General features: G+C 68.0%; 24 protein-coding genes and 1 riboswitch. Of the genes, 15 read left to right on the plus strand and 9 right to left on the minus strand.

What is annotated here, in order from left to right:
* The first annotated feature begins 45 nt into the window (after nt 1-45).
* A complete protein-coding gene (gene queD / locus ACM0PB_RS15695; protein WP_005407953.1) occupies nt 46-408 on the plus strand; it encodes a 6-carboxytetrahydropterin synthase QueD in 363 nt (120 codons plus the stop codon).
* 117 nt (nt 409-525) lie between these two features.
* On the plus strand, nt 526-873 hold the full coding sequence (locus ACM0PB_RS15700; protein WP_065179106.1) for a phasin family protein: 348 nt from the start codon (nt 526-528) through the stop codon (nt 871-873).
* A gap of 456 nt (nt 874-1,329) precedes the next feature.
* Here ACM0PB_RS15700 and asnB read toward each other — a convergent pair whose 3' ends face one another.
* Complete coding sequence (gene asnB, locus ACM0PB_RS15705; RefSeq protein WP_065179293.1) at nt 1,330-3,231, minus strand: asparagine synthase (glutamine-hydrolyzing); 1,902 nt, start codon at nt 3,229-3,231, stop codon at nt 1,330-1,332.
* A 350-nt stretch (nt 3,232-3,581) separates the two neighbouring features.
* On the opposite strand from asnB, the gene ACM0PB_RS15710 reads away from it, so the two are divergent.
* Nucleotides 3,582-4,271 (plus strand): winged helix-turn-helix domain-containing protein, encoded by a 690-nt coding sequence (locus ACM0PB_RS15710; protein WP_005415149.1) that lies wholly within the window; start codon nt 3,582-3,584, stop codon nt 4,269-4,271.
* The gene (locus ACM0PB_RS15715; protein WP_053498029.1) at nt 4,268-5,617 is read left to right on the plus strand and encodes an ATP-binding protein; all 1,350 of its coding nucleotides are present in this window, start codon (nt 4,268-4,270) and stop codon (nt 5,615-5,617) included. Before ACM0PB_RS15710 ends, ACM0PB_RS15715 begins: the two co-directional genes overlap by 4 nt.
* Here the strand turns inward: ACM0PB_RS15715 and ACM0PB_RS15720 are convergent.
* Nucleotides 5,614-7,083: a sensor histidine kinase gene (locus ACM0PB_RS15720; RefSeq protein ID WP_065179291.1), complete on the minus strand. Its 1,470-nt coding sequence runs from the start codon at nt 7,081-7,083 to the stop codon at nt 5,614-5,616. The two genes, ACM0PB_RS15715 and ACM0PB_RS15720, sit on opposite strands and share 4 nt — an antisense overlap.
* Nucleotides 7,080-7,799, minus strand: a complete 720-nt coding sequence (locus tag ACM0PB_RS15725; protein ID WP_065186281.1) for a response regulator transcription factor — start codon at nt 7,797-7,799, stop codon at nt 7,080-7,082. The genes ACM0PB_RS15720 and ACM0PB_RS15725 overlap by 4 nt, the downstream gene beginning before the upstream one ends.
* A 145-nt stretch (nt 7,800-7,944) precedes the next feature.
* Here ACM0PB_RS15725 and msrB point away from each other — a divergent pair, with 145 nt between their 5' ends.
* From msrB to ACM0PB_RS15745, 4 genes are all read left to right on the plus strand, one after another.
* Nucleotides 7,945-8,517: a peptide-methionine (R)-S-oxide reductase MsrB gene (gene msrB / locus ACM0PB_RS15730; protein WP_065179290.1), complete on the plus strand. Its 573-nt coding sequence runs from the start codon at nt 7,945-7,947 to the stop codon at nt 8,515-8,517.
* Between the two features lie 2 nt (nt 8,518-8,519).
* Nucleotides 8,520-10,289, plus strand: coding sequence for a cytochrome c biogenesis protein DipZ (locus ACM0PB_RS15735; RefSeq protein WP_171956397.1), 1,770 nt, complete (start codon nt 8,520-8,522; stop codon nt 10,287-10,289).
* Nucleotides 10,290-10,303: 14 nt separating this feature from the next.
* On the plus strand, nt 10,304-11,041 hold the full coding sequence (msrA, locus tag ACM0PB_RS15740; protein ID WP_065179295.1) for a peptide-methionine (S)-S-oxide reductase MsrA: 738 nt from the start codon (nt 10,304-10,306) through the stop codon (nt 11,039-11,041).
* 171 nt (nt 11,042-11,212) lie between these two features.
* Nucleotides 11,213-12,661: an aminotransferase-like domain-containing protein gene (locus ACM0PB_RS15745; protein WP_164093534.1), complete on the plus strand. Its 1,449-nt coding sequence runs from the start codon at nt 11,213-11,215 to the stop codon at nt 12,659-12,661.
* Nucleotides 12,662-12,725: 64 nt separating this feature from the next.
* Here the strand turns inward: ACM0PB_RS15745 and bioD are convergent, their stop codons facing one another.
* Nucleotides 12,726-13,418 (minus strand): dethiobiotin synthase, encoded by a 693-nt coding sequence (gene bioD / locus ACM0PB_RS15750; RefSeq protein ID WP_164093533.1) that lies wholly within the window; start codon nt 13,416-13,418, stop codon nt 12,726-12,728.
* A 68-nt stretch (nt 13,419-13,486) separates the two neighbouring features.
* Here bioD and msrC point away from each other — a divergent pair, with 68 nt between their 5' ends.
* A complete protein-coding gene (gene msrC / locus ACM0PB_RS15755) occupies nt 13,487-13,969 on the plus strand; it encodes a free L-methionine (R)-S-oxide reductase MsrC (RefSeq protein ID WP_004140850.1) in 483 nt (160 codons plus the stop codon).
* Nucleotides 13,966-14,328 (plus strand): TfoX/Sxy family protein, encoded by a 363-nt coding sequence (locus ACM0PB_RS15760; protein WP_065179286.1) that lies wholly within the window; start codon nt 13,966-13,968, stop codon nt 14,326-14,328. Before msrC ends, ACM0PB_RS15760 begins: the two co-directional genes overlap by 4 nt.
* Nucleotides 14,329-14,419: 91 nt before the next feature.
* Here the strand turns inward: ACM0PB_RS15760 and ACM0PB_RS15765 are convergent, their stop codons facing one another.
* Nucleotides 14,420-14,998, minus strand: a complete 579-nt coding sequence (locus ACM0PB_RS15765) for a histidine phosphatase family protein (protein WP_065179285.1) — start codon at nt 14,996-14,998, stop codon at nt 14,420-14,422.
* A gap of 143 nt (nt 14,999-15,141) precedes the next feature.
* A riboswitch (cobalamin riboswitch) is annotated at nt 15,142-15,364 on the plus strand.
* A gap of 116 nt (nt 15,365-15,480) precedes the next feature.
* Between ACM0PB_RS15765 and btuB the strand changes: the two genes are divergently transcribed.
* Complete coding sequence (gene btuB / locus ACM0PB_RS15770; RefSeq protein WP_065179284.1) at nt 15,481-17,322, plus strand: TonB-dependent vitamin B12 receptor; 1,842 nt, start codon at nt 15,481-15,483, stop codon at nt 17,320-17,322.
* A 98-nt stretch (nt 17,323-17,420) separates the two neighbouring features.
* On the opposite strand, the gene gph is transcribed toward btuB, so the two are convergent.
* From gph to ACM0PB_RS15785, 3 genes are all read right to left on the minus strand, one after another.
* The gene (gene gph / locus ACM0PB_RS15775) at nt 17,421-18,077 is read right to left on the minus strand and encodes a phosphoglycolate phosphatase (protein WP_139726682.1); all 657 of its coding nucleotides are present in this window, start codon (nt 18,075-18,077) and stop codon (nt 17,421-17,423) included.
* Nucleotides 18,078-18,141: 64 nt separating this feature from the next.
* The gene (locus tag ACM0PB_RS15780) at nt 18,142-18,933 is read right to left on the minus strand and encodes a class I SAM-dependent methyltransferase (protein WP_005415136.1); all 792 of its coding nucleotides are present in this window, start codon (nt 18,931-18,933) and stop codon (nt 18,142-18,144) included.
* A complete protein-coding gene (locus ACM0PB_RS15785) occupies nt 18,930-19,859 on the minus strand; it encodes a LysR family transcriptional regulator (protein ID WP_005415135.1) in 930 nt (309 codons plus the stop codon). The genes ACM0PB_RS15780 and ACM0PB_RS15785 overlap by 4 nt, the downstream gene beginning before the upstream one ends.
* A 108-nt stretch (nt 19,860-19,967) precedes the next feature.
* Here ACM0PB_RS15785 and ACM0PB_RS15790 point away from each other — a divergent pair, with 108 nt between their 5' ends.
* Nucleotides 19,968-20,606, plus strand: a complete 639-nt coding sequence (locus tag ACM0PB_RS15790; RefSeq protein ID WP_139726681.1) for an NAD(P)-dependent oxidoreductase — start codon at nt 19,968-19,970, stop codon at nt 20,604-20,606.
* Between the two features lie 92 nt (nt 20,607-20,698).
* Nucleotides 20,699-21,610, plus strand: a complete 912-nt coding sequence (locus ACM0PB_RS15795; protein WP_164093530.1) for an MBL fold metallo-hydrolase — start codon at nt 20,699-20,701, stop codon at nt 21,608-21,610.
* A gap of 258 nt (nt 21,611-21,868) precedes the next feature.
* On the opposite strand, the gene dinB is transcribed toward ACM0PB_RS15795, so the two are convergent.
* Nucleotides 21,869-22,963, minus strand: a complete 1,095-nt coding sequence (dinB, locus tag ACM0PB_RS15800; protein ID WP_065179279.1) for a DNA polymerase IV — start codon at nt 22,961-22,963, stop codon at nt 21,869-21,871.
* A 190-nt stretch (nt 22,964-23,153) separates the two neighbouring features.
* Here dinB and fabA point away from each other — a divergent pair, with 190 nt between their 5' ends.
* Nucleotides 23,154-23,669, plus strand: a complete 516-nt coding sequence (fabA, locus tag ACM0PB_RS15805) for a 3-hydroxyacyl-[acyl-carrier-protein] dehydratase FabA (protein ID WP_005415130.1) — start codon at nt 23,154-23,156, stop codon at nt 23,667-23,669.
* Complete coding sequence (gene fabB, locus ACM0PB_RS15810) at nt 23,669-24,877, plus strand: beta-ketoacyl-ACP synthase I (protein WP_414604503.1); 1,209 nt, start codon at nt 23,669-23,671, stop codon at nt 24,875-24,877. Before fabA ends, fabB begins: the two co-directional genes overlap by 1 nt.
* Nucleotides 24,878-24,917: the final 40 nt, after the last annotated feature.

Raw genomic sequence — 24,917 nt, forward strand, 5'->3', positions numbered from 1 at the left:
GCGTCCGCTCAGGCTGCCGGGCCGCCTGCGGCGTACAATTGCGCCATGGAAATCTTCAAAGTCTTCATGCTCGAGGCGGCGCACCGCCTTCCCAACGTGCCGCCGGGGCACAAGTGCGCGCGCCTGCACGGCCACTCGTTCCGGGTGGAACTGAAGGTCGAGGGCGAGCCGGGTGCGCAGACCGGCTGGATCATGGACTTCGGCGACGTGAAGGCGGCCTTCCAGCCGATCTACGACCGCCTGGACCATCACTACCTCAATGACATCCCCGGCCTGGAGAATCCGACCAGCGAGAACCTGGCGGTGTGGATCTGGAACGAACTCAAGCCCAGCCTGCCGGCGCTGAGCGAGATCACCGTGCACGAAACCTGCACCTCCGGCTGTCGCTACCGCGGCCCGACGGCCTGATCAACCCATTGATCTGAAAGGCTTTTTAAAGGCGCCCTGAGCGCCTTTGTTATTTTTGTTGCATTGCCGCATCAACGGCGTATGCTGCAATGCATCAAGCCACTCCCTGATGCCCCCATGGCCGCCGCCTTCAGCGATCGCTTCAGTGATGCCACCCGCCAGTTCGCCGCCGCCGCAACGCGCGCAAACCGATTGGCGTTGGAGAACGCGGAAAGCATGTTCGGCGTGCAGTTGAAGGTGATGGAGCGCAACCTGACCGCGACCGGCGGCTGGCTGGGCGAACTGGCCCGCAGCGACGACGCGGCCGGGATGCTCAACAGGGGCGCACAGCTGTGGCAGGACAACCTGCAGCGGCTGGGCCAGGCCCAGCAGGATGTGGTCGGTCTCGGCCTGCAGGCCAGCAAGGCCTGGTCCGAACTGGTGCAGGGTTACAACGAATCAACGGCGGACGCGAGCAACCACTGACGCGACGCAACGCTCATTGCGTGGGTCCCTCCCCCCATGCAATCCGGACCCGGCAGATCCCTCCCTCTGCCGGGTCTTTTTTTGCCTGGTGTTCGGATTCCGAAGTGCGTCTTCGTCCGATGTCTCTGCGAGCTGAGGGGCCCCGCCGTGACAGGCAGGGGCCTGGGCAAATGTCCCCCGGCGCCGGCCGTTGGCCGTCACCTCCTCCTTTACTTTGCCCAGACCCCTGCCCGCCCCGACGAGGCTCGGCTTGCGGCGGCCAAGGCATCGAGCAGGCTGCCTTCAATAAAGCGCCGATAGATTTCGAACGCAGGGCGGAGACCCTTGCGTACGAAGTAAAGGGGGAGGTGACGGCCAACGGCCGGCGCCGGAGGACATTCGTACGCAAGGGTCTCCGCCCTGCGCCACGCAGAACGAATCCGCCACGCGCCACGCAGAACACACCGCGAAGGAACCTCAGCGCCCGCGACCACCGTGCCAGTGCTGGTGCCACGCCTGGAACATCAACACGTTCCACAGGTGCGTGTGCCACTTGCGCTCGCCGCGCAGGAACGCTTCCCAAATGCCGCGCACGCGTGCCGGATCGAAACAGCCCTGATTGCGAAGCAGCTGCGGGTCCAGCAGCGCCTCCGCCCAATCGCGCAACGGACCGGCCAGCCAGCGCGCCATCGGCGGGCCAAAGCCGCGCTTGGGACGGTACACCAGCGGCTCGGGCAGGTAGCGTGCCAACAGGTGCTTCAGGATCAGTTTGTGTTCGCCGTCGTGGTACTTCAGGTGCTGCGGCAGGCGCCAGGCCAGTCGCACCACCTCCATGTCCAGCAGTGGCGCACGGGTTTCAACGCCCGCCGCCATGCCCGCGCGGTCGACCTTGGCCAGGATGCCCTCGGCCAGATCCATGCGGAAATCCAGCAGCTGGATGCGCGCTTCGGCCGGCAGCGCCGAGTCCTGCTGCTGGAAGATCGTCACCGGTTCACGCGCGCCCAGCACCACCTGCGCCGGCTGCCGCCAGCGGGTCACCCGCTGCAGGTAGTGGCCTTCCACATCGTTGGCAGCAACTTCGGCCACCAAGGCACGCCATCCACCGAGACGACCACGCTCGGCGTTCATGCGGTTGCCGCTGCGCCGCGCCAGGTCGCGTACCCAGTCCGGCAAGCCACCGCACAGGCGCGCATTGCGCAGCGCGCGGCCATAGCTGGGGTGGCCGAAGAACAGTTCATCGCCACCGTCACCGGTCAGCGCCACCGGCTTGCGTGCCCCCAGCAGTTCACTGGCCAGCAGCGTCGGCAGCTGCGAGGCGTCGGCGAACGGTTCGCACCAGACCTGCGGCAGGCGCTGCAGCAGATCCAGGCCCTGGCGCGCGTCCATGCGGTGCAGGTGGTGCTGCACACCCAGATGGCGCGCGACCTGCGACGCCCAGTCGCTCTCGTCATGTCCCGGATCGTCGAAGCCGACCGTCCAGGCTTCGATCGGCAGGGTCGATTGGGCCTGCATCATCGCCGTCACCAGCGATGAGTCGGTGCCGCCGGACAGGAACGCGCCACAGGCCAATGGCGAGTGCATGCGTGAAGCGATGGCCTTCTGCAGTACCGCTTCGAGCTGGTCGGTGGCCTGTTCCAGGCTTGGCGCCGGCTGCAGCGGCTCCTGCAGTGCACGCTGCATCGCGTCGCGTGCGCACCAGTAACGCGCCCCCCCCTGCGCGGCCTGGCTGGAGTAACCGGCGGCGTGGTCGCTGAGATCGATGCGCAGCATCGCGCCCGCCACCAGCTTGTGGATGCCGCGGTAGATGGTGTGCGGCGCCGGCACATAGTCGTGACGCAGCAGAAGGCTCAGCGCATCCTGGTCGATGCTCGGTGCGAACCCGGCGAAGGCCTGCAGCGCCTTCAACTCCGAGGCGAACAGGAACTGGCCCTGGTACCAGCCGTAGTACAGCGGCCTCTCGCCCACCGGATCACGGGCCAGCCACAGCACGCGCGACTCGCGGTCCCAGACGCTGAAACCGAAGGCGCCCTCGATACGCGACAGCGCCCGCTGCACGCCCCATTCGACGATCGCCTGCAGCAGCAGCCGTGCATCGCTGCAGCTGCGTGGCAGATCGCGCAACTGCGCCTGCAGGTCAGCGCGGTTGTACAGGCGGCCGTCCAGGCACAGCACGTAGCGACCGCAGTCCGAGCTCAGCGGCTGCAACGGCGTATCGGTCGGCGCCCGGCAGTGGCCCAGCGCGAGGCCGGCCTCGGCGTCGGTCCAGTAGCCGATGCGGCCACGCCCACGCTGCTGCAGCGCCCGCAGCATCGGCGCCAGCTGCTGCAGCAACTGCTCGTCCTCGGCGGGCGGCAACCAGGCCCCGACCACGCCGCTCATCGGGAGCCTCCGCACTGGCGGCGGCGGGACGGGTTCAGCAGGCAGAGGGCGGCGGGCGACATGGGGGACGGCACGCGGAGCGGAGGAGACTCCATGCTCGGCGCCGGACCGCGCGGCGTCAGTCGCTTTGCTGTCAGCGATCGTCACCCGTCGTATCACGAAGGTAACGTTTTGTAACAGCATCAGGCTATGCTGAACGCCAAGTTGTTGCCGGGACTGAGACCCGGCCCCTGCGCCAGCAACCCCGGCTGAATGGCGCCCGCCCCCGGGACCCGGGCGGCCCGATGGCTGGGATAGCATCGCCGCGCTCGTGCCGTGGCGGTACGTTTGCGCCTACGGAGGCCTTGGAAATGCTGGATATCGTACTGGTCGAAGACGATGCCCGCCTGGGAACGATGGTCAGCGACTACCTGCAACGGCATGGCTACCAGGTGGCCCACGAGCGCAGCGGCGAGCGCGCAGTGGCCCGCATCCTGGCCGAGAAACCAGCCCTGGTGCTGCTCGATGTCGGCCTGCCCGACCAGGATGGTTTCGAAGTGTGTCGGCAGATCCGGCCCCTCTATGACGGCATCATCTGCGTGCTGACCGCCCGCACCGACAACATCGACCAGGTTCTGGGGCTGGAGCTGGGGGCCGACGACTACATCGGCAAACCGATCGAACCGCGGGTGCTGCTGGCGCGGCTGCGCGCCCACCTGCGCCGCCACCGCCGGGTCGAACCGCGTGACGGCAGCCTGCGCTTCGGCGAGCTGAGCATCGACCCGTCCACCCGCAACGTGCACCTGCAGGGCAGCCTGCTGGAGCTGACCACCGCCGAGTTCGACCTGCTGTTCCTGCTGGCCAGCAATGCCGGCCAGATCCTGGACCGCGACGCGCTGCTGCGCGGCCTGCGTGGCATCGCCTTCGACGGCCTGGACCGTTCGATCGATGCCCGCATCTCGCGCCTGCGCCGCAAGCTGGGCGACAACCCCGAGCAGCCGGAACGGATCAAGACCGTCCGTGGCCGCGGCTACCTGTTCAGCCGCTCGGCATGGGGATGAAGCGCACGCCCTCGGCGATGCGCGGCCACGCCTTCCACTTCCTGCGCTACGGCATCGGCTTCCTGGTTGCCCACCTGTTGCTGATCGTGCTGGGCCTGTGGGCCTGGGATGCCCTGCTGGAGGACCGCACCGAAGCCGGGCTGCAGGCCGAAATGCGTGGCACCCATGCCCTGCTGCAGCACCGCTTCGCCGAAACCCCGCGCGACCAGTGGCCGGTGCTGGCACGCGAACTCGACGCCGATTTCGCCTACGCGCTGCGCATGGTGCCGCTGGCTGAGGCAGTGAAGGCGTTGCCGGCCAGCCAACGTCCGCCGTTCAACAACGGCCGCGTGCAGATCGACCTGGAGCACATGCGCAGCCTGCAGCGCATCGGTGACAGCGACTACGCGGTGATGCTGGGGCCGCTGGATGAAGCGCTGCCGGACGAGGGCTGGCAGGACAGCGAAGTGTCGGGCGTGGCGATCCTGCTGCTGATCCTGATGGTGGCGGTGGCATTGCCGATGTACGTGATGGTCTATCGGTTGTGGCGCGACGTCTCGCAGCTGGCGCAGGCGGCCAGGCAGATGCGCGATGGCCAGTTGGACACGCGTGCGCCGCGTGCGGGCACCGCGCTGGTGCGGCCACTGGCCAATGCCTTCAACCACATGGCCGAGCAGCTGCAGCAGCTGCTGGAAAGCCAGCGTGTGCTGGCGCAGGCGGTGGCGCACGAAGTGCGCACGCCATTGGCGCGGATGCGTTTCGGCCTGGCCGACCTGGAGGACACCGCGCTTGATGATGGGCAGCGCGATGCACTGGGCGGATTGCGCACCGATGTGGATCGGCTGCAGCACCTGACCGATGCAGGCGTCGAGTACGCCGCACTGGGCCGCTGCCATCAGCTGACCCGCCAGCGCCTGCAGCTGGCGGCGCTGGTGCGCGGCGTGGTCGCCCAGTTCGCGCCGCTGCCGATGCCGGTGCAGCAGGCGCTGTCGCCGGTGGGTCTGGTCAACGTCAACCGGCATATGCTGGAGCTGGCACTGCGCAACCTGCTCGGCAATGCACTGCGCTACGCGCGCCGGCAGATCCGTATTGCCAGCAGCGTCAATGACGGCTGGCTATGCCTGCAGGTGGAGGACGACGGCCCCGGCATTGCACCCGAACTGCGCGGCCAGGTACTGCAGCCCTACGTCCGGCTGGACCCGGGCAGTCCCGGCTTCGGCCTCGGCCTGGCACTGGTGCAGGTGGTGGCCGACAAGCATGGCGGCCACGTCGAAGTAACCGATTCGTCGCTGGGCGGTGCCTGCATCCGCCTGCACCTGCCGCTGGAAAACGGCGGCGGCATCGTCGAATGCGAAGCGGCCTGCTAGGCCGCCGGTTCCGCACGCGGCAAGGCAAACACGAACAGCGCGCCACGCTCGCTGTCGCGCAGTTCGATGCGGCGGCCGTGCAGCTGCACGATGCGCTGCACGATCAACAGCCCCAATCCGCCGTTCTCGCCGCGCCGCGCGCCCAGCGCGGCCGGTGCCTGGAACAGCTGGGTGCGCAACGCCGGCGCCACCCCTGGGCCGTCATCAGCCACGCTGACCTCCACGCTGTCGGGAGTCGCGCAAAGGCGCACCTCGATCTGTCCACCATCGGGTGCATGGCGCAGCGCGTTGTCGAGCAGGTTGGTCAACACCCGTTCGACCAGGCCCAGGTCGGCGCGCACCAGCGGCAGGCCGGGGGGGAACGCTGCGTGCAGCTGCTGGCCGCGCGCCTGTGCCGCCAGTTCGAACTTCTGCAGCACGTCCTGCAGCAGCTCCGGCAGCGCGAACACCTCCCACTCCAACCGCACTTCGCCATGCTCCAGCCGCGCCAGCTCGAACAGCGCGCGCGCCAGCCGGCCGACCTTGGCGCTCTGCGCCAGCGCGATACCGAGATAGCGGCGGCGCTCGTCCGCTGACAGCGTGGCGTCCTTCAATGCCAGCGTTTCCAGGTAGCCATGCAGCGACGACAGCGGCGTGCGCAGGTCGTGCGAGATATTGGCAACCAGTTCGCGGCGCTGCAGGTCCTGCTGGCGCAGCTGCTGCCACTGCTCGCCCAGCCGCTGCGCCATCTGCGCGTGCGCGTGTTCGAGGATCACCAGCTCGTCGCGCTCACCGGGGCGCAGCGGCTCCGGCGGTGGCAACGGCGTGGGTGCGTCGATGTCGAAGGCCTGGATGCGTCGGGTCAGCCGCCGCAGCGGACGGGTCACCCAGTAGAACGCCACCAGCCCGGCCAGCAGGCCGAGGCCACCGACCAGCACCACCGACCACAGCGTGGTGTTCCACTGGCTGCCGGCCGCAAGATCGTCGGCCAGCATCTGCCGGTGCTCGCCGACCAGTACCACGTACACGTAGCCCGCCTGGCGACCCTGCACGACCAGCGGGGCGACGCTGAACACCTTGCGGCCATCACGGCTGCGCGGGTCATCGCCGAGGATCGGCAACGGCGCACCGGCCAGCAGGTGGCGCAGCGGCGCCACGTCCACCCGGTTTCGCACCAGGTGCCCACTGGGTGCATCGTGGCCGAGGATGCGGCCCTGGTCATCCAGCAGGTAGACCTCGACGCTGGGATTGACCGCCATCAACTGGCCGAACAGCGCCCGCACCGCCGCATCACGCATGCCGCTGGTATCCATCAGCTCGCTGCGCTGGGCGATGTGCTCGGCCAGGCCCAGCGACAACCGCTGTACCACCTCCTGCTCGTGGCGGGTATTGGCACGCATCTGCAGTGCAAGCAGCGCCATGCAGCACGTCAGCATCAGCGCAGCGGTCACCACTGCCAGCTTCTGCCACAGGTTCGGCTTGATCATGCCGCTGCTCCGGCCGGGTCGACCAGCTTGTAGCCACGGCCCCACACCGTCAGCAGCCGCCGCGGATTGGCCGGATCGGGCTCGATCTTGCTGCGCAGGCGGTTGATATGGGTGTTGACCGTATGCTCGTAGCCATCGTGCTGGTAGCCCCAGACCTGGTTGAGCAGTTCCATGCGCGCGAACACCTGGTCCGGGTGACGGGCGAAGAACAACAGCAGGTCGAACTCGCGCGGGGTCAGCTCCAATGGATTGCCATCCACCGAGGCGGTACGCGCGACCGGGTCCAACTGCAGTCCCCCCAGCTCGATCGCGCCGGCATCGATGCGTGCGCTCTGCGCCATCGCCTCGGCGCGGCGCAGCAGCGCGCGCACGCGTGCCACCAGTTCCGGCATCGAGAAGGGTTTTGCCAGGTAATCGTCCGCGCCCAGTTCCAGGCCGACGATGCGCTGGGTTTCGCTGCCGCGCGCACTGATGATGATGATCGGCACATACCGCGCCATCGCGCGTGCGCGCTGGCACACCTGCAGGCCGTCCACGCCGGGCAGCATCACGTCCAGCACCAGCGCATCCCACGGGCCGTCCTGCTCGAGCAGGCGCAGGCCGGCATCGCCGCTGGCAGCATGGGCGACGTCGTAGCCCTCATCGCCCAGGTGCATGCGCAGCAGGTCGGCGATGTGGGCATCGTCTTCAACGATCAGCACGCGTTTGGTCGACATCGTCAGCTCAAGGCCAGTGGGGAGGCGGGTTGCATTGTGGCGCGGGACGGCCGCCGATACCTCACGAAAAATTGAATCCTGCGTGAGGATTCGTTGACCCGGGCGGGCGCAGCATGGCCCCGTCATCCCCTTCCCGGAGTCCGCCATGTCCTTGTCCCGCCGCCATCTGCTGGGCCTGGGAGGTGTTGCCACCGCCGCCGGCCTGCTCGGCCTGGGGGCCTGCAGCCGCGCCGCCCCGGCCGCCGCTGAAGCGCGTCCGTCGCGACAGTTCGAGGTCATGCACAGTGATGCCGAGTGGCGCCAGCGCCTGACCCCGGCGCAGTACGCGGTGCTGCGCCAGCAGGCCACCGAACGGCCGTGGAGCAGCCCGCTCAACAAGGAACACCGGCAGGGCACCTTCGCGTGTGCCGGCTGTGCGCTGCCGCTGTTTTCCTCGTCCACCAAGTTCGAGAGCGGCACCGGCTGGCCCAGCTTCTGGGCGCCGCTGCACAACGCCATCGGCGAAGACCGCGACGTTACCTTCGGGATGCTGCGGGTGGAGGTGCACTGCCGTCGCTGTGGCGGCCACCTCGGCCATGTGTTCAACGATGGCCCACGCCCGACCGGGCTGCGCTACTGCATGAACGGTGCAGCGATGGTGTTCGTTCCCGGCGCCACGGATGGCACTGCCGACGGCTGGCGGGTGCCGGTCGGTTCTTCCCCTGTTTCCGGAGCCTGACGATGCTGCTGTTGCTGCTTGCCTACCTGGGGGGCGCACTGACCCTGCTCAGCCCCTGCATCCTGCCGGTGCTGCCGTTCGTGTTCGCGCGTGCCGACCGTCCGTTCCTGCGCAGCACGCTGCCATTGCTGCTGGGCATGGCGCTCACCTTCACCGTGGTTGCCAGCCTGGCCGCGGTGGGCAGCCAATGGGTGGCACAGGCCAACCAGGTCGGGCGCTGGATCGCCCTGCTGCTGATGGCACTGTTCGCGGTTGCCCTGCTGTGGCCACGACTGGCCGACCATCTGCTGGCGCCGTTCCAGCGCGTGGGTGCCCGTCTGAGCGCGCGCGCCGATGCCGCGGATGCCGCTGGGCGCGGCGGCGCGTGGACCTCGCTGCTGATCGGCATCGCCACCGGCCTGCTGTGGGCACCGTGTGCAGGTCCGATCCTCGGCCTGGTGCTGACCGGTGCCGCCCTGCATGGTGCCAGCGTGGGTACCAGCGCCCTGCTGCTGGCGTATGCGCTGGGCGCGATCACCGCGCTGGCACTGGCGGTGTGGGTGGGCGGCCGGGTGTTCCGTGCGCTGCAGGCGCGGCTTGGACTCGGCAATGCACTGCGCAAGGTGCTGGGCGTGGCCGCCCTGCTGGCGGTGGTGGCAATCGGCTTGGGCTGGGATACCGGCCTGCTGACCCGTCTTTCCACGCTCAGCACCGCGCGTATCGAGCAGGGCCTGCTGGACGCGGTACCCGGCGCGCAGCCGGCGGTACCACCGATGATGATGATGGCCGGTGCCGACGCCGCTGGCGATGCACCGCTGCCGGTCGAGGGCACCCTGCCCGCGCTGGACGGGGCCACCGGCTGGCTCAACAGCCCACCGCTGACGGCCCAGCAGCTGCGCGGCAAGGTGGTACTGGTCGACTTCTGGACCTACTCCTGCATCAACTGCCTGCGTGCGATGCCGTTCGTTCACGAATGGGAGCGCCGCTACCGCGACCACGGCCTGGTGGTGATCGGCGTGCACACGCCGGAGTTCGCCTTCGAGCGTGACCCGCGCAACGTGATGAAGGCGGTGCAGCAGCTGAAGGTCGAGTACCCGGTGGCGCTCGACAACCAGTACACGATCTGGCGCGCGTTCAACAACCGCTACTGGCCGGCGCAGTACTTCGTTGATGCGCAGGGCAACATCCGCGGCCACCAGTTCGGCGAAGGCAGTTACGCGCGTTCGGAACAGATGATCCGTCGCCTGCTGACCGAAGCCGGGCAGGCCAACCTGCCGCCGCCTGCCGATCCTGCGGCCGCCGACCTGAAAGGCGTGGCCGTGCAGGCCGACATGGGCAACCTGCGCTCGCCGGAAACGTATCTGGGCCACGCCCGCGCCGAACAGTTCGCCTCGCCCGGCGGGCAGCGCAGTGATGCCGCGTTCGACTACTCCTTGCCAACGACCCTGGCGCTGAACCAGTGGGGACTGTCGGGGCGCTGGACCGTCACCGATGAAGCCGCACAGCTGCAGCAGGCCGGTGGCCGCATTGCCTTCCAGTTCCATGCGCGCGACCTGCACCTGGTGCTGGCGCCCAGCCGCGACGGCAGGCCGGTGCGCTTCCGCGTCTGGCTGGATGGCAAGGCGCTGCCCGCCGCCGATGCCGGTAGTGATGTCGGCGCCGATGGCAGTGGCGTGGTCGACGAGCATCGCCTGTACCAGCTGGTACGCCAGCGCGGCACGGTCGGTCCGCATCGCTTCGAGATCGAATTCCTCGATGCGGGCGTGCAGGCCTATGCCTTCACCTTCGGTTGAACCGGGAGCACATGATGAAACTCTCCTTTGAACAGGGCATCGCCGCCGGTGTGGCCGGCCTGGTGGCCATGGCATTGATTGCCGGGGTGCTGCTGGTCGATCACGGTGCGGCTGCGGCGCCGGTCGAAGCCAGCGCGCAGATCCAGGCACTGCCGGCCCCCACCGGCGATGCGGCGTTCCGCGATGACGCCACCCACGCCAGCGTGGTGTTTGCCGGCGGTTGCTTCTGGGGCGTGCAGGGCGTGTTCCAGCACGTCAAGGGCGTGAGCAATGCGGTGTCCGGCTATATCGGTGGCAGTGCAGCCAATGCGCGCTATGAGCGCGTCAGCGGTGGACAGAGCGGCCATGCCGAAGCTGTAAAGATTGACTACGACCCGCGCCAGGTCAGCTATGGACAGCTGATGCAGGTGTTCTTCTCGGTCGCGCACGACCCGACCCAGCTCAACCGCCAGGGTCCGGACCACGGCAGCCAGTATCGCTCGGCGATCTTCAGTGATGACGCCCGCCAGCAGGCGGCCAGCCGTGCCTACATCGCCCAGCTCAGCCAGGCCGGCAGCTACCGCGCACCGATCGTCACCCAGCTGGTCAGCGGCCAGCGCTTCTACCCGGCCGAGAGCTACCACCAGAACTACATGACCAACTACCCGCAGGCCGCCTACATCCGCTACTACGACGCACCGAAGCTGGCGGCCCTGGCCAGGCAGTTCCCGGCGCTGTACCGGCGCGAGGCGGTGCTGGTGCCGATGCGCTGACGGCATTTGCCCTGGGGCTGATCGGTGCTCGGCTCTACACACAAAAAAAGACGCACGGCGGTCCCGCCGTGCGCTTGGAATGCGCCAGCCACGCCCCGATCAGGCCCGGCCGACGACGACATGCTAGGCTCGCCATCATCATGGGTACAGCACCAGATGGCGGGATGTTCGATGGATACAGATGACCAGGCCACGATGATCCCTCCACGCTACCAGCGGCTCTCCGACGAACTGGCTGAGGCCATCCACGGCGGTCGCCTTCCGGTCGGCAGCCGCCTGCCTTCGCTGCGGCAGATGGCGTCGCAGCGCAGGCTCAGCCTCAACACGGTGATCGCCGCCTATCGCCAGCTGGAAGATGCGGGCCTGGTCATTCCGCGGCCCAAGGCCGGCTTCGAGGTGGCGCCGCGGCTGTCGGTGCCGGAACGATCATTGCGCGATGCGCCCTCGGCACCCACCGCACCGCTGCAGCAGGTGCTGATGGCGCGCGTGCTGGAAGCGCAGCGCCGCCCGGGTGTGGTCGACCTGGCCTTCGCCGGCCCGCGTGGTCGCCAGTTCTACCCCGGCGCGCAGTTGGCCAAGCACACCGCGCAGGTACTGCGCCATGGCCAACAGACGGTGGAGACCTACGCGCGCCCGAATGGTTCACCGCGGCTGCTGGCGCAGATCGTGCGCCGCAGTCCGCGCATGGGCCTGCACACCCACGCCGAGCGACTCCTGCTGACCCATGGTGCGATGGAAGCCCTGCAGCTGGCGTTGCGCGCGGTCACCCAGCCCGGTGATGCGGTGGGCATTGAGGCGCCGTCCTACTTCAACCTGTATCCGTTGCTGGCCAACCTCGGCCTGCAGGCCATCGAGTTACCCACCCACCCGCAGCACGGACTGGATGTAGGTGCACTGGATGCGCTGCTGGAGCACACGCCGCTGGCCGCACTGGTGGTGATGCCGACCGTGCACAACCCGCTCGGCTGCACCATGCCGACCGCCGCCAAGCAACGCTTGGCCGAGCTGGTCAACGCACGGCAGCTGCCCCTGATCGAGGATGCGGTGTACGCCGAGCTGCAGTTCTGCGAGCCACCGGCCCCGTTGCTGAAAGCCTTTGATCGCGATGGCTGGGTGATGGTGGTCGGTGGCTTCTCAAAGACACTGGCGCCGGATTACCGCATCGGCTGGCTGGATGGCGGTCGCTTCGCAGAGCGCATCGCGCTGCTGAAGTTCCAGTCCACCGGCGGTGAGCCGCAGCTGCTCGGCGATGCGGTGGCCGCGTATCTGGAAGCAGGCAGCTACGAGCACCATCTGCATCGCATGCGCCGCCTGTACCGCGAACAGGTGGGACGGCTGCGCCAGCTGGTAGCCGAGCATTTCCCGGCAGGCACCCGCGCCACCGAACCACAGGGCGGATTCCTGCTGTGGCTGGAACTGCCGGGCGTTGACACGCGAGAGCTGTTCGAGCGAGCGCTGCAGGAGGACATCGTGTTCATGCCCGGCCAGGTCTATTCGCGTGGTGCGCGCTATCGCCACTGCCTGCGGCTGTCGTGCTGCCAGAGCCTGGATGCGCGCTTCATCGGTGCGGTGGAACGGCTGGGTGCGATCGCGCGGGAGCTGGCGGCTGCAGCACGGTAGTGCCGGCCGCTGGCCGGCAACTGCACGGACGTGATTCATCGAGGTTGCCGGCCAGCGGCCGGCACTACCCCAGGTCGTCGAGCAGGTGCGCCGCCAGCGCTTCACCACTGGCATCCGGCAGATGCGGCAGCCGTCCCCAGCACGGCATCGGCAGGCGCTGCTGCAGCGTGGCGATGTTCTCGTCCTGGCGCTGCATTGCCGGGTCGATGTGGTTGCCGATCCAGCCCAGGCAGTCCACGCCGCTGGCCTGCAGCGATTGCGCGGTCAACCGCGCGTGGTTGACGCAGCCCAGCCGCATGCCCACCACCAGCAGCACCGGCAGCTGCAGCGCACGCACCAGGTCGAGCTGGTCCAGCGTGGCCGAGACCGGCGCCAGCCAACCGCCCACGCCCTCCACCACGACGATATCGGCCTTCGCGCGCAGGCGTTCGAACGCGGCCACGATCGGCGCCAGCGCCACCTGCACGCCGTCCTCGGCAGCAGCCAGCTCCGGTGCCAGTGGCTGCCGCAGCGCATAGGGATTCAGATCGGCATAGTCCGGCACCGGCCAGCTGGCCGCCTGCAGCGCCAGCGCGTCCTCGTTGCGCAGGCCCTGCCCCAGATCCTCGCTGCCGCTGGCCACCGGCTTCATGCCCACCGCGCGCAGGCCACGCTGGCGCAGTGCATGCAGCAGCGCGGTGCTGGCCGCGGTCTTGCCGATTTCGGTATCGGTGCCGGTAACGAACAGGGCGGGCGGCAGCGTAGCGGGCAACGGCATCGATCGGCTCCAACAGGGCAACAGTGCGTGCATTATCGCCGGCCCGGTGCACTTGCTAGACTGCGGGCATGTTCGCCAATGCCTCGCTCACCGGCAGCAAGCCGGAACAATACGCCCAGCTGCTGGAACAGGCCCGTGGCCTGGTCTACGCCGAGTCCGACCGCATCGCCAACGCGGCCAACCTCTCCGCACTGGTCTATCACGCCCTGCCCGACCTGAACTGGGTGGGCTTCTACCTGTATGACGGCAAGGAACTGGTGGTCGGCCCGTTCCAGGGCCTGCCGGCCTGCGTGCGCATCCCGCTGGACAAGGGTGTGTGCGGTGCCGCCGCCAGCCAGCGCGTAACCCAGCGCGTGGACGACGTCGATGCCTTCCCCGGCCACATCGCCTGCGACTCGGCCTCGCGTTCGGAGCTGGTGGTGCCGCTGCTGCGCGGCGATGAACTGATCGGCGTGTTCGATATCGACAGCCCGAAGGTCGGCCGCTTCGACGCCGACGATCAGGCCGGCCTGGAAGCCATCGCCCGCGTGTTCGTCGAGGCACTGGGATGAGCGCACCGAAGCTGCGCAACATCGGCCCGAAGAGTGCAGCGTGGCTGCGCCAGGTCGGGCTGCGCAGCCGCGAGGACCTGGTTGCGATCGGCGCAGTTGGCGCCTTCGTCAAGGTCAAGCGGGCCGGCTTCAAGCCCAGCCTGAACCTGCTGTACTCGCTGGAAGGCGCATTGCTGGACTGCCACTGGCAGGAGCTGAGCGAGCCGCAGCGTGAAGCGCTGGTGCAGGACTACGAAGCGCGCATCGCCGCGCATCCGCTGAAGTCGGCCGGCCCGGCGTCGGGCCCGGTGCATGAGCAGCGCTTCGATGCCGACGATGACGCTGAAGACAGCGTTGCCGAGGGCGCGGACGAGGATTGACTGCACCGGTAGTGCCGGCCGCTGGCCGGCAACTGCGTGATCCTTGCAACGTTCCTGAGGCTGCCGGCCAGCGGCCGGCACTACCGATGGACTACGGCTGCTGCAGTTCCAGCAGCTCGCCCACCAGCCCGACCTCGCCCCGCTCCAGCCACACCCGCAGGCGCGTGCCGTGGTCGATGCGCAGGGCCCAGCACAGCGACATCGGCAGGCCGCAAACCTGCGACAACACCATGCGCAGCGGGCCACCATGGCTGACCACCAGCGTCGGCACCGGATCATCATCATCGAGCAGGCGATCCAGCGCGCGCGCGATACGCCGCTCGAAATGACCCCAGCTCTCGCCGTTCGGCGGCGGGAACGCATGCGGATCGGCATGGAAGGCGGCCAGCGCATCTTCCGGCAGGTCGAACAGCGACTGCCCGTCCCAATCGCCGAAATCCAGTTCTTCCCATTCCTCGTCCGCTTCGACGTCCAGCCCGCGTGGGGTGGCCAGCGCCATCGCCGTGTGCAGGGCGCGCAACCGCGGTGAACTGATCACCCGCTCCCAGCGTTGCCCGGCATAGGCCTCGACCAGCTCCTGCGGCAGGCCGGCCAGCTGCGGTGGATCGCTGCGGCCATCAAGGAACTCATCGCGACCGTTGCCGGCATGGCGGACCAGGTCGAGGATCATGCGTGCGTCCCGGACGGGCGACGCAGGTACAACGGAGAACGGGCAGACATCGGTAACGGCACCACGGGATCGAGCAACCATTCTAAAGGCACAGCAGAGGCAGCCGCGCAGGCGCGACGCAACGGGACGGCCTGCGATGCCGTAGACTGCGCGCACTTCCAGGTGACCTGCGGCCGTGGCCGGCAGGTTGAAACGGGAAGCCGGTGACGCGTGATTCCATGCCAGGCCGGCGCTGCCCCCGCAACGGTAAGCACGTCAGTTCCAGGCAACACCGCCACTGTGCCGCAGGCATGGGAAGGCGCCTGGACGGTGGCCTCGCGCCACCCGGCGGCAAGCCCGGAGACCGGCCCGGAAGCCTCAGGTCGCGATGCGGTGGGCATGGCGCTGGATGACCGTGGCGTGCGCTGCGGCATCGGCGCGTGCCTGCCTTCGCGGCTCCTCCCCTTCGCCACGCGGGCGTGCGTGGCACCTGGAGTCCCCCCATGAAGCTGCAGTCCCGAATGCTGTCCCTGGCCGTACTGGCCGCCCTGCCCGCGCTGGCACAGGCCGCCGATGACACCACCGCGCTCGACCAGATCCTGGTCACCGCCACGCGCACCCCGATCGCCCTGCAGGACAGCATCGCGCCGGCCCAGGTGATCGACCGCGCGCAGATCGAATCCAGCCAGGCCACCTCGCTGCAGGAACTGCTGCGCGGCCGCGCCGGCATCAACCTGACCAATGCCGGCGGGCTCGGCAAGCAGAGCTCGCTGTTCCTGCGCGGCACCAACTCGGGCCACACCGTGGTGCTGGTCGACGGCGTGCGCATCAACAGTGCCGACCTCGGCCTGGCGATGTACCAAGACCTGCCGCTGGCGCAGATCGAGCGCGTGGAAATCGTGCGTGGCCCGCAGTCGAGCCTGTACGGCGCCGATGCCATTGGCGGCGTGATCCAGATCTTCACCCGCCGCAACCAGGGTGATTTCGCCCCGCACTTCCAGCTCGGTGGCGGCAGCAACGGCCTGCGCGAAGCCAGCGGCGGGATCGGCGGCGGGACCGAACGCGGCTGGTTCGGCGCCGACATCGCCTACCAGCATTCCGATGGCATCGATGCCTGCCGCGGCTCGGCAACGCTGTTCACCGGCTGCTTTGCCGACGAACATGACCGCGATGGCTACCGCAACCTGTCCAAGAGCCTGCGCGGTGGCTACACCTTCAACGACCAATGGAACGTGGAAGGCAGTGCATTGCGTGCCGACGGAAAGAACCATTACGACGGCTACTACAACTATTCGGAAACCCGCCAGCAGGTGCTGGCCGGCAAGGTGCGCTACACCCCGTCCGAACGCCTGGCGTTCACCGCCAATGTCGGGCGCAGTGACAACGAGTCGGACAACTTTGGTGACTTCGGTGCCCGTGGCAGCGCTCAGACCCACCGCGACAGTGCCTCGCTGCAAGGTGACTTCGCCTTGGCAGAAGGCCAGCTGCTGAGCACCGGCGTGGACTGGAGCGAAGACAACCTGGATGGCAGCAGTGCCGGATATCGGGTCGACAGCCGCCGCAACACCGGCGTGTTCGTGCAGTACCAGGGGCGCTTCGGCCGCCACCAGCTGCAGGCCAGCGCGCGCAACGACGACAACCAGCAGTTCGGCAACCACGCCACGGGCAGCCTCGGCTGGGCGATGGAGCTCGGCCACGGCCTGCGTGTCAATGCCAGTTACGGCACTGCGTTCAAGGCGCCGACCTTCAGCGACCTGTACGACCCGTGGAGCGGTGTGCCGACGTTGAATCCGGAGAAGTCCAAGAGCACCAACCTGGGCGTTTCGCAGCAGGGACAGGGCTGGCACTGGGGCCTGGACGTCTATGAAACCCGCATCGATGATCTGATCACCTACGATGCGGCGACCTTCAGGATGCAGCAGGTGGAGAAGGCGCGCATCCGCGGTGCCGAACTGACCGGTGGCGTGCTGCTGGCCGGCTTCGACATCAACGCCCAGCTGAGCTACACCGACCCACGCAACCGCACCGGCGGCAGCACCCAGTTCGACAACTGGCTGCCGCGTCGTGCACAGCAGACCGCGCGCCTGGACCTCGATCGACGTTTCGGGGCCTTCCGCGCAGGCCTGACGGTTCAGGGAGCGGGCAAGCGCTATGACGATGCCGCCAACGCGGTGAAGGTGGCGGGTTACGGCACGCTGGATCTGCGCGCCGAGTACGCGCTGACGCCGTCGTGGTCGCTGCTGGCGCGTGCCGCCAACGTGTTCGACCGCAGGTATGAGACGGTGGCGTGGTTCAACCAGCCGGGCCGTGAGTACCAGTTGAGTGTGCGTTACCAGCCGAAATGATCGCGACGGTCATGGTAGTGCCGGCCGCTGGCCGGCAACATCATGACCTTCGGCAACGCATTCCGGGTTGCCGGCCGGCGGCCGGCACTACCCCTGCGTCAGCCCTGCAACCCCGGCAGTTCACGCAGGTCATCGATCACCGCCACCGCATGCGCGGTGGCCAGGTCCAGACCGCGCGGGTAGCCGTAGCGGACCAGCGCGATCGGCATGCCCGCATCTTCGGCGGCGCGGTAGTCGGTCAGCGAATCACCCACCATCAGGCAGGCATCGACCGGCAGCCCGAAGTGCGCAGCGATATGCCGCAGCGGCTCACCGCTGGGCTTGCGCTGCGGCAGTGAATCGCCGCCCAGTACCAGCGCGAACGCATCACCGATGCCCAGGTGCTGCAGCAGCGGCGGCACCAGTGCTTCGGGCTTGTTGGTGCAGATCGCCAGTGGCACGGCGCGCGCGCGCAGCTGCGCCAGTGCGTCGGCCACGCCATCGAACAGGCGCGGGCTGCGCAGCAGGCACTCACGGTAGTGCACCATGAACACCGGCATGACCTCGGCCAGGTCGACCTCACGACCGGCGGCGTGCACGGCCTGTTCGACCAGGCGGCGCACACCGTCGCCGATCCAGCCGAGCACGGTGGCTTCCGGCACCCGTGCCATGCCGATGGCTTCCAGCGTGCGGTTCAGCGCTTCGGCGATGTCGGCTGCGCTGTCGACCAGCGTGCCATCGAGATCGAATACGACCAGCGGATAGGGATACGACAAGGGACGACGCCTGTACAACGTGGGGCCGTCCATTGTACGCCGCGCTTTTTCCCCGGGATCGGCCTCAGCCGATCCTGCGTGCGCGGGTGGCCAGAAAGGTGGGCAGGTAACGGTCGATCAGGAAGCGCGGCTTCGGCTGCCAGTCTTCCATGAACCGATCAATCACGAAGCCTGCATCCAGCTGACCGCCGATCAGTTCGGTCAGGCTGTGGCCAAAGGTCAGCGCATCGCCGCGGGCGAGTTTCGCCTCACGCTCTGCGGCGGGCAGGTCTTCCAGGTCCGAATAGGGAATGGCGTACTGCGGCCGGATCAAACCCTGTGCATCCAGCTGCGGATCACGTGCACCGACGAACAGCACGGGGTTGTAGAAGCTGGCCATCAACATGCCATCGCGCGCCAGCACGCGGCGGCATTCGGTCCACACCGGGCGCACGTCGGGTACGTACAGGTTGGAGATCGGATGGAACACCACGTCGAAGCTGTCATTGGCGAATACGTGCAGGTCGCGCATGTCGCCCTGCACCGTGCGCAGCTGCAGGCCGTCGCGCGCAGCGACCCTGCGGTCCTGTTCCAGCTGCCCGTCGGACAGGTCGAACACGGTGACGTCGGCGCCCGCAGCGGCCAGCACGGGTGCCTGCTGGCCGCCGCCCGAAGCCAGGCACAGGATGCGACGGCCGCGCACGTCGCCCAGCCAGTCCAGTGGCAGCGCGCGTGGGGTCAGGTGCACCTGCCAGCGCCCTTCGCGCGCGGCGGCAATGGTTGAACTCTCCACCGGGCGCGACCATTCGCGCACTTCGCTGGCCTGGCGGTCCCAAGCAGCACGGTTGTGGTCGATCAAGGCCTGTCCATGGTTCATGTGTTCTCCTTGCCCGGTGGGCGCCAATCCAGATCCTGGAAGGCCGGGCTGGCGAAACACTCGGCCAGGTAATCCAGGAATCGCCGCATGATAGCGGGCTGCTGGCGCCGTGACGCGTACACGGCATGAATGCCGAGCTCGTCCAGACTGAATCCGGGCAGCAGTTCGATCAGCTCGCCGCTGCGCAGCAGTGGCGCCACCTGGTAGGTCGGCAGCATGGCGATCCCGGCACCGGCGCGTACCGCCTCCAGCAGCAGCGAGGCCTCGTTGGCGCTGATGTTGCCGCCCACCGCCACCGACAGCGAACGGCCATCGCGGTGCAGCTGCCACAGGCTCTTGCCGACGTAGTGGTGGGTCAGGCAGTTGTGCGCGGCCAGGTGCTCCGGCGCGGTCGGCGTGCCACGCGCCTGCAGGTACGACGGCGTCGCGCACAGCACCGAGCGGCAGGTGGCCAGCCGCCGCGCGATCAGGCTGGGGTCGATCTGGCGCGCGATGCGCACGGCCAGGTCCACGCGCTCCTCGACCAGGTTCACCGTACGGTCGACCAGCAGCAGCTCGATGCGCGCCGCTGGATGGCGCGCGACGAAACCGGCCACCGCCCGTGCCAGGTGGCTCTGCCCGAACGACACGCTGGCGGTCACCCGCAGCGTGCCGTGCGGCTCGGGATCATCACTGGCCAGCTCGCCCTGCAGTTCTTCGCCGATCGCCAGCATCTGCCGGAAGCGCGCCAGCGCCGCCTCACCCGGGCCGGTCAGGCTGACCCGGCGCGTGGTCCGGTGCAGCAGGCGTGCGCCCAGCCAGCCCTCGACCTCGGCCAGGTAGCGGCTGACCATCGCCCGCGACATGTCCAGCACTTCCGCGGCGGCGGTGAGGCTGCCGCGCTCGGCCACCTCGACAAACACGGTCATGGCGGTCAATCGGTCCATATGCTCGATCCACGCAACAAACAAGCGCGTTATACGCTGTTTTTCGAGCGACTGCAGCAGCCTAGAGTGGCCCCATTCCCAGCCCACATCGCCCCACGGAGTCCTGCCATGAAGATCGCCCTCGTTGGTTCCACCGGCAACATCGGCCGCCAGATCGCCCGCCACGCGCTGGCCCACGGCCACGAACTCACCGTCATCGTGCGCAGCGCGCAGGACCTCCCGGCCGAACTGGCCGGCGCCCATCCGGTGATCGCCTCGCTGGATGACCAGGACGCGCTGGTCGCCGCCATCGCGGGCCACGACGTACTGGCCAGCGCCTACGGCCCGCGCCCGGGCGACGACATCGGCCGCGTGGGCGAGATCGCCGCGCAGCTGGCGGCCGCCGCGCGCAAAGCCGGCGTACCGCGCCTGGTGGTGGTGGGTGGCGCTGGCAGCCTGGAAGTCGCGCCGGGCGTGCAGCTGGTCGATACCCCCAACTTCCCGGAAACCTACAAGCCGTACGCGCTGGCCCATCGTGAAGCCTTCAATCGCCTGCAGGCAGTGGACGACCTGGACTGGACCTTCTTCTCGCCGGCCGCCGAAATCGGCCCGGGCGATGAGCGTGGCCAGTATCGCGTGCAGCCCAAGGCCTTCCTGGCCGACGCCAGTGGCCACAGCCGCATCAGCTATGCCGACTACGGCGCCGCGTTCGTCGCCGAGCTGGAAGCGCACGCTTACCCGAAGCAGATCATCACCGCCGCGTACTGATCCAGCTACGCCCCTTGTAGAGCCAAGCCCGCGCTCGGCTCTACGCGAACATGCAGCCGGGCATTGGCCAGGCTCTACACAAGGAATTTCCCATGCGTACCGCTGCCCTGCTGCTTCCCCTCGCCCTGGCCGCCACGTTCACCAGTGCGCCGCTGCTGGCCGCACCGGCCACCGCGGCGCCGGCCGCCGCGACGAAATCACAACTGCACCTGCAGACCTTCCATCCCGGCCCGCAGGCGATGTTCTCGGTATCCTCGGTGCTGATCGAAGGCCGGCATGACGCGATCCTGGTCAACGCGCAGTTCGGCGCCAGCGACGCACGCAAGCTGGTCGAACGGATCCGCGCCAGTGGCAAGCAGCTGACCACGATCTACATCAGCCACGGCGATCCGGACTACTACTTCGGCCTGGCCACCCTGCAGGATGCCTTCCCGCAGGCACGCATCGTCGCCACTGCGCAGACCGTCGCCCACATCCAGCAGACCCGGGCCGGCAAGCTGGCCTACTGGGGACCGAAGATGGGTGCCGACGTGCCGGCCCGCATCGTGGTGCCGCAGGTGCTGGACGGTGATGCCCTGCAGCTGGAAGGCCAGCGCCTGCCGTTGATCGGCCTGGATGGCCCGACCCCGGACCGCACGGTGCTGTGGGTGCCGTCGCTGCGCGCGATCGTCGGCGGCATTCCGGTGGTGGCCGGCGAGCACGTGTGGATGGCCGACACGCAGACGCCGAAGTCGCACACTGACTGGCTGCAGACCCTGCAGCGATTGCAGGCACTGAAGCCGAAGGTGGTGGTGCCGGGGCATTACGCGCCGGGTGCGGCGCTGGATGCCAGTGCGTTGCGCTTCACCGCGGACTACATCCGCGCGTTCGACGCCGAGGCGGCAAAGGCGAAGGACAGTGCGGCGCTGGTGCAGGCGATGCAGGCGCGCTATCCGAAGCTGGACGGCGTGGCGTCGCTGGAGCTGAGTGCGAAGGTGGCCAAGGGCGAGATGCCGTGGCCATGAGGTGGGGAGTTTTCTTTTGCAGGGCTGCGCCCTGCACCTGCAGAGGCAACAGCAACAGCAACAGCTGGCTATCGGTGGGAAGGCGAGGTGGGTCCGGTTGCGGGGGGCGCTGCAAGTACGTCCATGTAAGCTCGGTCGCCGCATCCATGCGGCTCACGCCCCCGCAACCGGACCCACCCCGCCTTCGACAGTTCTCTTCGATCTGCGTGGGTCGGATCCCGTTGCTGCGCAACGGGCTCTGACCCCGCTGTTTGATGATTAGGTATCTGTGGGATTGATCATGTCGTGCTCGAACAGTTCCCCCTGCACCACCGGTTCCTTTTCGCGGAAGCCACCCAGCCCGACACCCACCAGCCGATAGCGCGTCTCCGCCGGCAGGTCGACGCGGGCGCGCAGGGCCAGTGCGATGTCGCGCAGTTCTTCCATCGATTCCGGCGGGCGCTCCGGGGTGAAGCTGCGGGTGAGGATGCGGAACTGCGCGGTCTTCAGCTTCAGCACCACGGTATGGCCGACACGCTCGGTCTTGCGGGTCGCCTTCCAGGTCTTCTCTGCCAGCTGCACGATGGCCTCGGTCAGGTCTTCCAGCAGCAGGTCTTCGGCGAACGTGTCCTCCGAGGAAATCGACTGCACCTGCTGGTCCGGCTCCACCGGCCGCTCGTCGATGCCGCGTGCGCGGTTGTACAGGCTGCGGCCGAAACTGCCGAACGCTTCTTCCAGATCGATCAGTGCCCACTGCCGCAGGTCGCCGCAGGTGGCGATGCCGCGCGCGGCCAGCTTGCCTTCCATCACCTTGCCGACGCCAGGCACCCGGCTCACCGGTAACGGCAGCAGGAAGGCGTCCACCCGCTGCGGCGGAATCACGAACTGGCCATCGGGCTTGCGCCAGTCCGAGGCGATCTTGGCCAGGAACTTGTTCGGCGCGATCCCGGCTGAAGCAGTCAGGTTCGTCTCCTCACGGATCTGCATGCGGATGGTACGGGCGATATCGGTCGCCAGTTCGATGCCGCTCTTCGGCTCGGTCACGTCCAGGTAGGCTTCGTCCAGCGACAACGGCTCAACCAGGTCGGTGTGGCGCAGGAAGATCTCGCGCACCTGGCGTGACACCGCCTTGTAACGTGCGAAGTCGGGCGGCACGAAGATCGCATCCGGGCACAGGCGTTCGGCCCGCACTGCCGGCATGGCCGAACGCACGCCGAACACGCGTGCTTCGTACGATGCCGCGCACACCACCGAGCGTGCGCCGCGCCATGCCACAACCACCGGCTTGCCGCGCAGTGACGGATCGTCGCGCTGCTCCACCGACGCGTAGAACGCGTCCATGTCAACGTGGATGATCTTGCGCAGTCGGGTCATGTCAGGTGGAAAAGGCGGGGCCGGGCCGGGTGGGCCACACGCCGAAGTATGGTCGTTGCACATCAACAGGATGCGCGTATTCCCTTGAAAACACTACGGTTGCGTACGGTTGAAATGTTTGATCGGGACAGTTTCCACGGGCATTCTCGGGCGCTTGTTTCCCTGTTCTCCGCTTCCAGGATTGTGCTTCATGACCCGTCTCCACGCGTTCAACCGCGAACAGCTGCTGGCCAGCGCACGCGGTGAACTGTTCGGCACCGCCGCCGGCCGTTTGCCCAACGACCCGATGCTGATGTTCGACCGCATCACCGACATCCGCGAGGACGGCGGACCGCATGGCAAGGGCATGGTACGCGCCGAACTGGATATCCGCCCGGACCTGTGGTTCTTCGGCTGCCACTTCATCGGCGACCCGGTGATGCCAGGCTGCCTGGGCCTGGATGCCATGTGGCAGCTGACCGGCTTCTTCCTGACCTGGCTGGGTGCACCCGGCAAGGGCCGCGCGCTGGGCTGTGGCGAGGTGAAGTTCACCGGCCAGGTATTGCCGGACGCCAAGCTCGTACGCTACGAGATCGACATCAGCCGGGTCATCAACCGCAAGCTGGTGATGGCCCAGTCGGACGCCCGCATGTACGTGGACGACCGCGAAATCTACAGCGCGCGCGACCTGCGCGTCGGCCTGTTCACCGAAACCGGGAGCTTCTGATGCGTCGCGTCGTCATCACCGGCATGGGCATCACGTCCTGCCTCGGCAATGATCTGGATACCGTTTCGGCCGCGCTGCGTGAAGGACGCTCGGGCATCACCGCCCTGGCCGACCACGCCGAAGCAGGCCTGCGCAGCCAGGTCGGTGGCCGCGTCGACCTCGACCTGGACGCCCTGATCGACCGCAAGCAGAAGCGCTTCATGAGCGACGCGGCGGCCTTCGCCTACCTGGCCATGCGCGATGCCATCGCCGATGCCGGGCTCAGCCCCGAGCAGGTCAGCAGCCTGCGCACCGGCCTGATCGCCGGTTCCGGTGGCGGCTCCAGCGAATGGCAGATCGGTGCCGTCGACCTGCTGCGCGAACGTGGCGTGCGCAAGGTCGGCCCATACATGGTGCCGCGCACGATGTGCTCGACGGTCTCGGCCTGCCTGGCCACGGCCTACCAGATCAAGGGCGTCAGCTACTCGCTGTCGGCTGCCTGCGCGACCTCGGCGCATTGCATCGGCGCCGCTGCGGACATGATCCGGCACGGTGCGCAGGACATCATGTTCGCCGGCGGTGGCGAAGACCTGCACTGGTCGATGAGCGTGATGTTCGACGCGATGGGTGCCCTGTCGACCAGCTTCAACGAAACCCCGGCCAGTGCCTCGCGCCCTTACGACAAGGACCGCGACGGCTTCGTCATCGCCGGTGGTGGCGGCATGCTGGTGCTGGAGGATTACGACCACGCCGTCGCACGCGGTGCGCACATCCATGCCGAGCTGATCGGCTATGGCGTCACCTCCGACGGTGCCGACATGGTCGCGCCCTCCGGTGAAGGTGCGGTGCGCTGCATGAAGATGGCGCTGCAGGGTGTCGATCGCCCGCTGGACTACCTGAACACCCACGGCACCTCGACCCCGCTGGGCGATGTCACCGAGCTCAACGCGATCCGCGAAGTGTTCGGCGATGCGGTGCCGCCGCTGTCTTCGACCAAGGCGTTGTCCGGGCACTCGCTCGGTGCAGCCAGCGTGCACGAGGCAATCTACTGCCTGCTGATGATGCGCGATGGCTTCGTTGCCGGTTCGGCCAACATCGGCGAGCTGGACCCGAAGGTGGAGAGCTTCCCGATCCTGCGCGAGAGCCGCGAGGAGAAACTGGATACGATGATGTCCAACAGCTTCGGCTTCGGTGGCACCAACGCTGCGCTGGTGTTCGGGCGGGTGTGATTGAAAAGGTGTGCCGACCAACGGTCGGCACCCACCAGAA

The sequence above is a fragment of the Stenotrophomonas sp. AR029 genome, from assembly GCF_047520695.2.
Taxonomy (GTDB): Bacteria; Pseudomonadota; Gammaproteobacteria; order Xanthomonadales; family Xanthomonadaceae; genus Stenotrophomonas; species Stenotrophomonas sepilia.

Excerpts from the sequence above, each read along its gene's own strand:
- queD (WP_005407953.1), top strand. The coding sequence starts at position 46 with ATGGAAATCTTCAAAGTCTTCATGCTCGAGGCGGCGCACCGCCTTCCC.
- ACM0PB_RS15700 (WP_065179106.1), top strand. The coding sequence starts at position 526 with ATGGCCGCCGCCTTCAGCGATCGCTTCAGTGATGCCACCCGCCAGTTC.
- asnB (WP_065179293.1), bottom strand. The coding sequence starts at position 3,231 with ATGAGCGGCGTGGTCGGGGCCTGGTTGCCGCCCGCCGAGGACGAGCAG.
- ACM0PB_RS15710 (WP_005415149.1), top strand. The coding sequence starts at position 3,582 with ATGCTGGATATCGTACTGGTCGAAGACGATGCCCGCCTGGGAACGATG.
- ACM0PB_RS15715 (WP_053498029.1), top strand. The coding sequence starts at position 4,268 with ATGAAGCGCACGCCCTCGGCGATGCGCGGCCACGCCTTCCACTTCCTG.
- ACM0PB_RS15720 (WP_065179291.1), bottom strand. The coding sequence starts at position 7,083 with ATGATCAAGCCGAACCTGTGGCAGAAGCTGGCAGTGGTGACCGCTGCG.
- ACM0PB_RS15725 (WP_065186281.1), bottom strand. The coding sequence starts at position 7,799 with ATGTCGACCAAACGCGTGCTGATCGTTGAAGACGATGCCCACATCGCC.
- msrB (WP_065179290.1), top strand. The coding sequence starts at position 7,945 with ATGTCCTTGTCCCGCCGCCATCTGCTGGGCCTGGGAGGTGTTGCCACC.
- ACM0PB_RS15735 (WP_171956397.1), top strand. The coding sequence starts at position 8,520 with ATGCTGCTGTTGCTGCTTGCCTACCTGGGGGGCGCACTGACCCTGCTC.
- msrA (WP_065179295.1), top strand. The coding sequence starts at position 10,304 with ATGAAACTCTCCTTTGAACAGGGCATCGCCGCCGGTGTGGCCGGCCTG.
- ACM0PB_RS15745 (WP_164093534.1), top strand. The coding sequence starts at position 11,213 with ATGGATACAGATGACCAGGCCACGATGATCCCTCCACGCTACCAGCGG.
- bioD (WP_164093533.1), bottom strand. The coding sequence starts at position 13,418 with ATGCCGTTGCCCGCTACGCTGCCGCCCGCCCTGTTCGTTACCGGCACC.
- msrC (WP_004140850.1), top strand. The coding sequence starts at position 13,487 with ATGTTCGCCAATGCCTCGCTCACCGGCAGCAAGCCGGAACAATACGCC.
- ACM0PB_RS15760 (WP_065179286.1), top strand. The coding sequence starts at position 13,966 with ATGAGCGCACCGAAGCTGCGCAACATCGGCCCGAAGAGTGCAGCGTGG.
- ACM0PB_RS15765 (WP_065179285.1), bottom strand. The coding sequence starts at position 14,998 with ATGATCCTCGACCTGGTCCGCCATGCCGGCAACGGTCGCGATGAGTTC.
- btuB (WP_065179284.1), top strand. The coding sequence starts at position 15,481 with ATGAAGCTGCAGTCCCGAATGCTGTCCCTGGCCGTACTGGCCGCCCTG.
- ACM0PB_RS15780 (WP_005415136.1), bottom strand. The coding sequence starts at position 18,933 with ATGAACCATGGACAGGCCTTGATCGACCACAACCGTGCTGCTTGGGAC.
- ACM0PB_RS15785 (WP_005415135.1), bottom strand. The coding sequence starts at position 19,859 with ATGGACCGATTGACCGCCATGACCGTGTTTGTCGAGGTGGCCGAGCGC.
- ACM0PB_RS15790 (WP_139726681.1), top strand. The coding sequence starts at position 19,968 with ATGAAGATCGCCCTCGTTGGTTCCACCGGCAACATCGGCCGCCAGATC.
- ACM0PB_RS15795 (WP_164093530.1), top strand. The coding sequence starts at position 20,699 with ATGCGTACCGCTGCCCTGCTGCTTCCCCTCGCCCTGGCCGCCACGTTC.
- dinB (WP_065179279.1), bottom strand. The coding sequence starts at position 22,963 with ATGACCCGACTGCGCAAGATCATCCACGTTGACATGGACGCGTTCTAC.
- fabA (WP_005415130.1), top strand. The coding sequence starts at position 23,154 with ATGACCCGTCTCCACGCGTTCAACCGCGAACAGCTGCTGGCCAGCGCA.
- fabB (WP_414604503.1), top strand. The coding sequence starts at position 23,669 with ATGCGTCGCGTCGTCATCACCGGCATGGGCATCACGTCCTGCCTCGGC.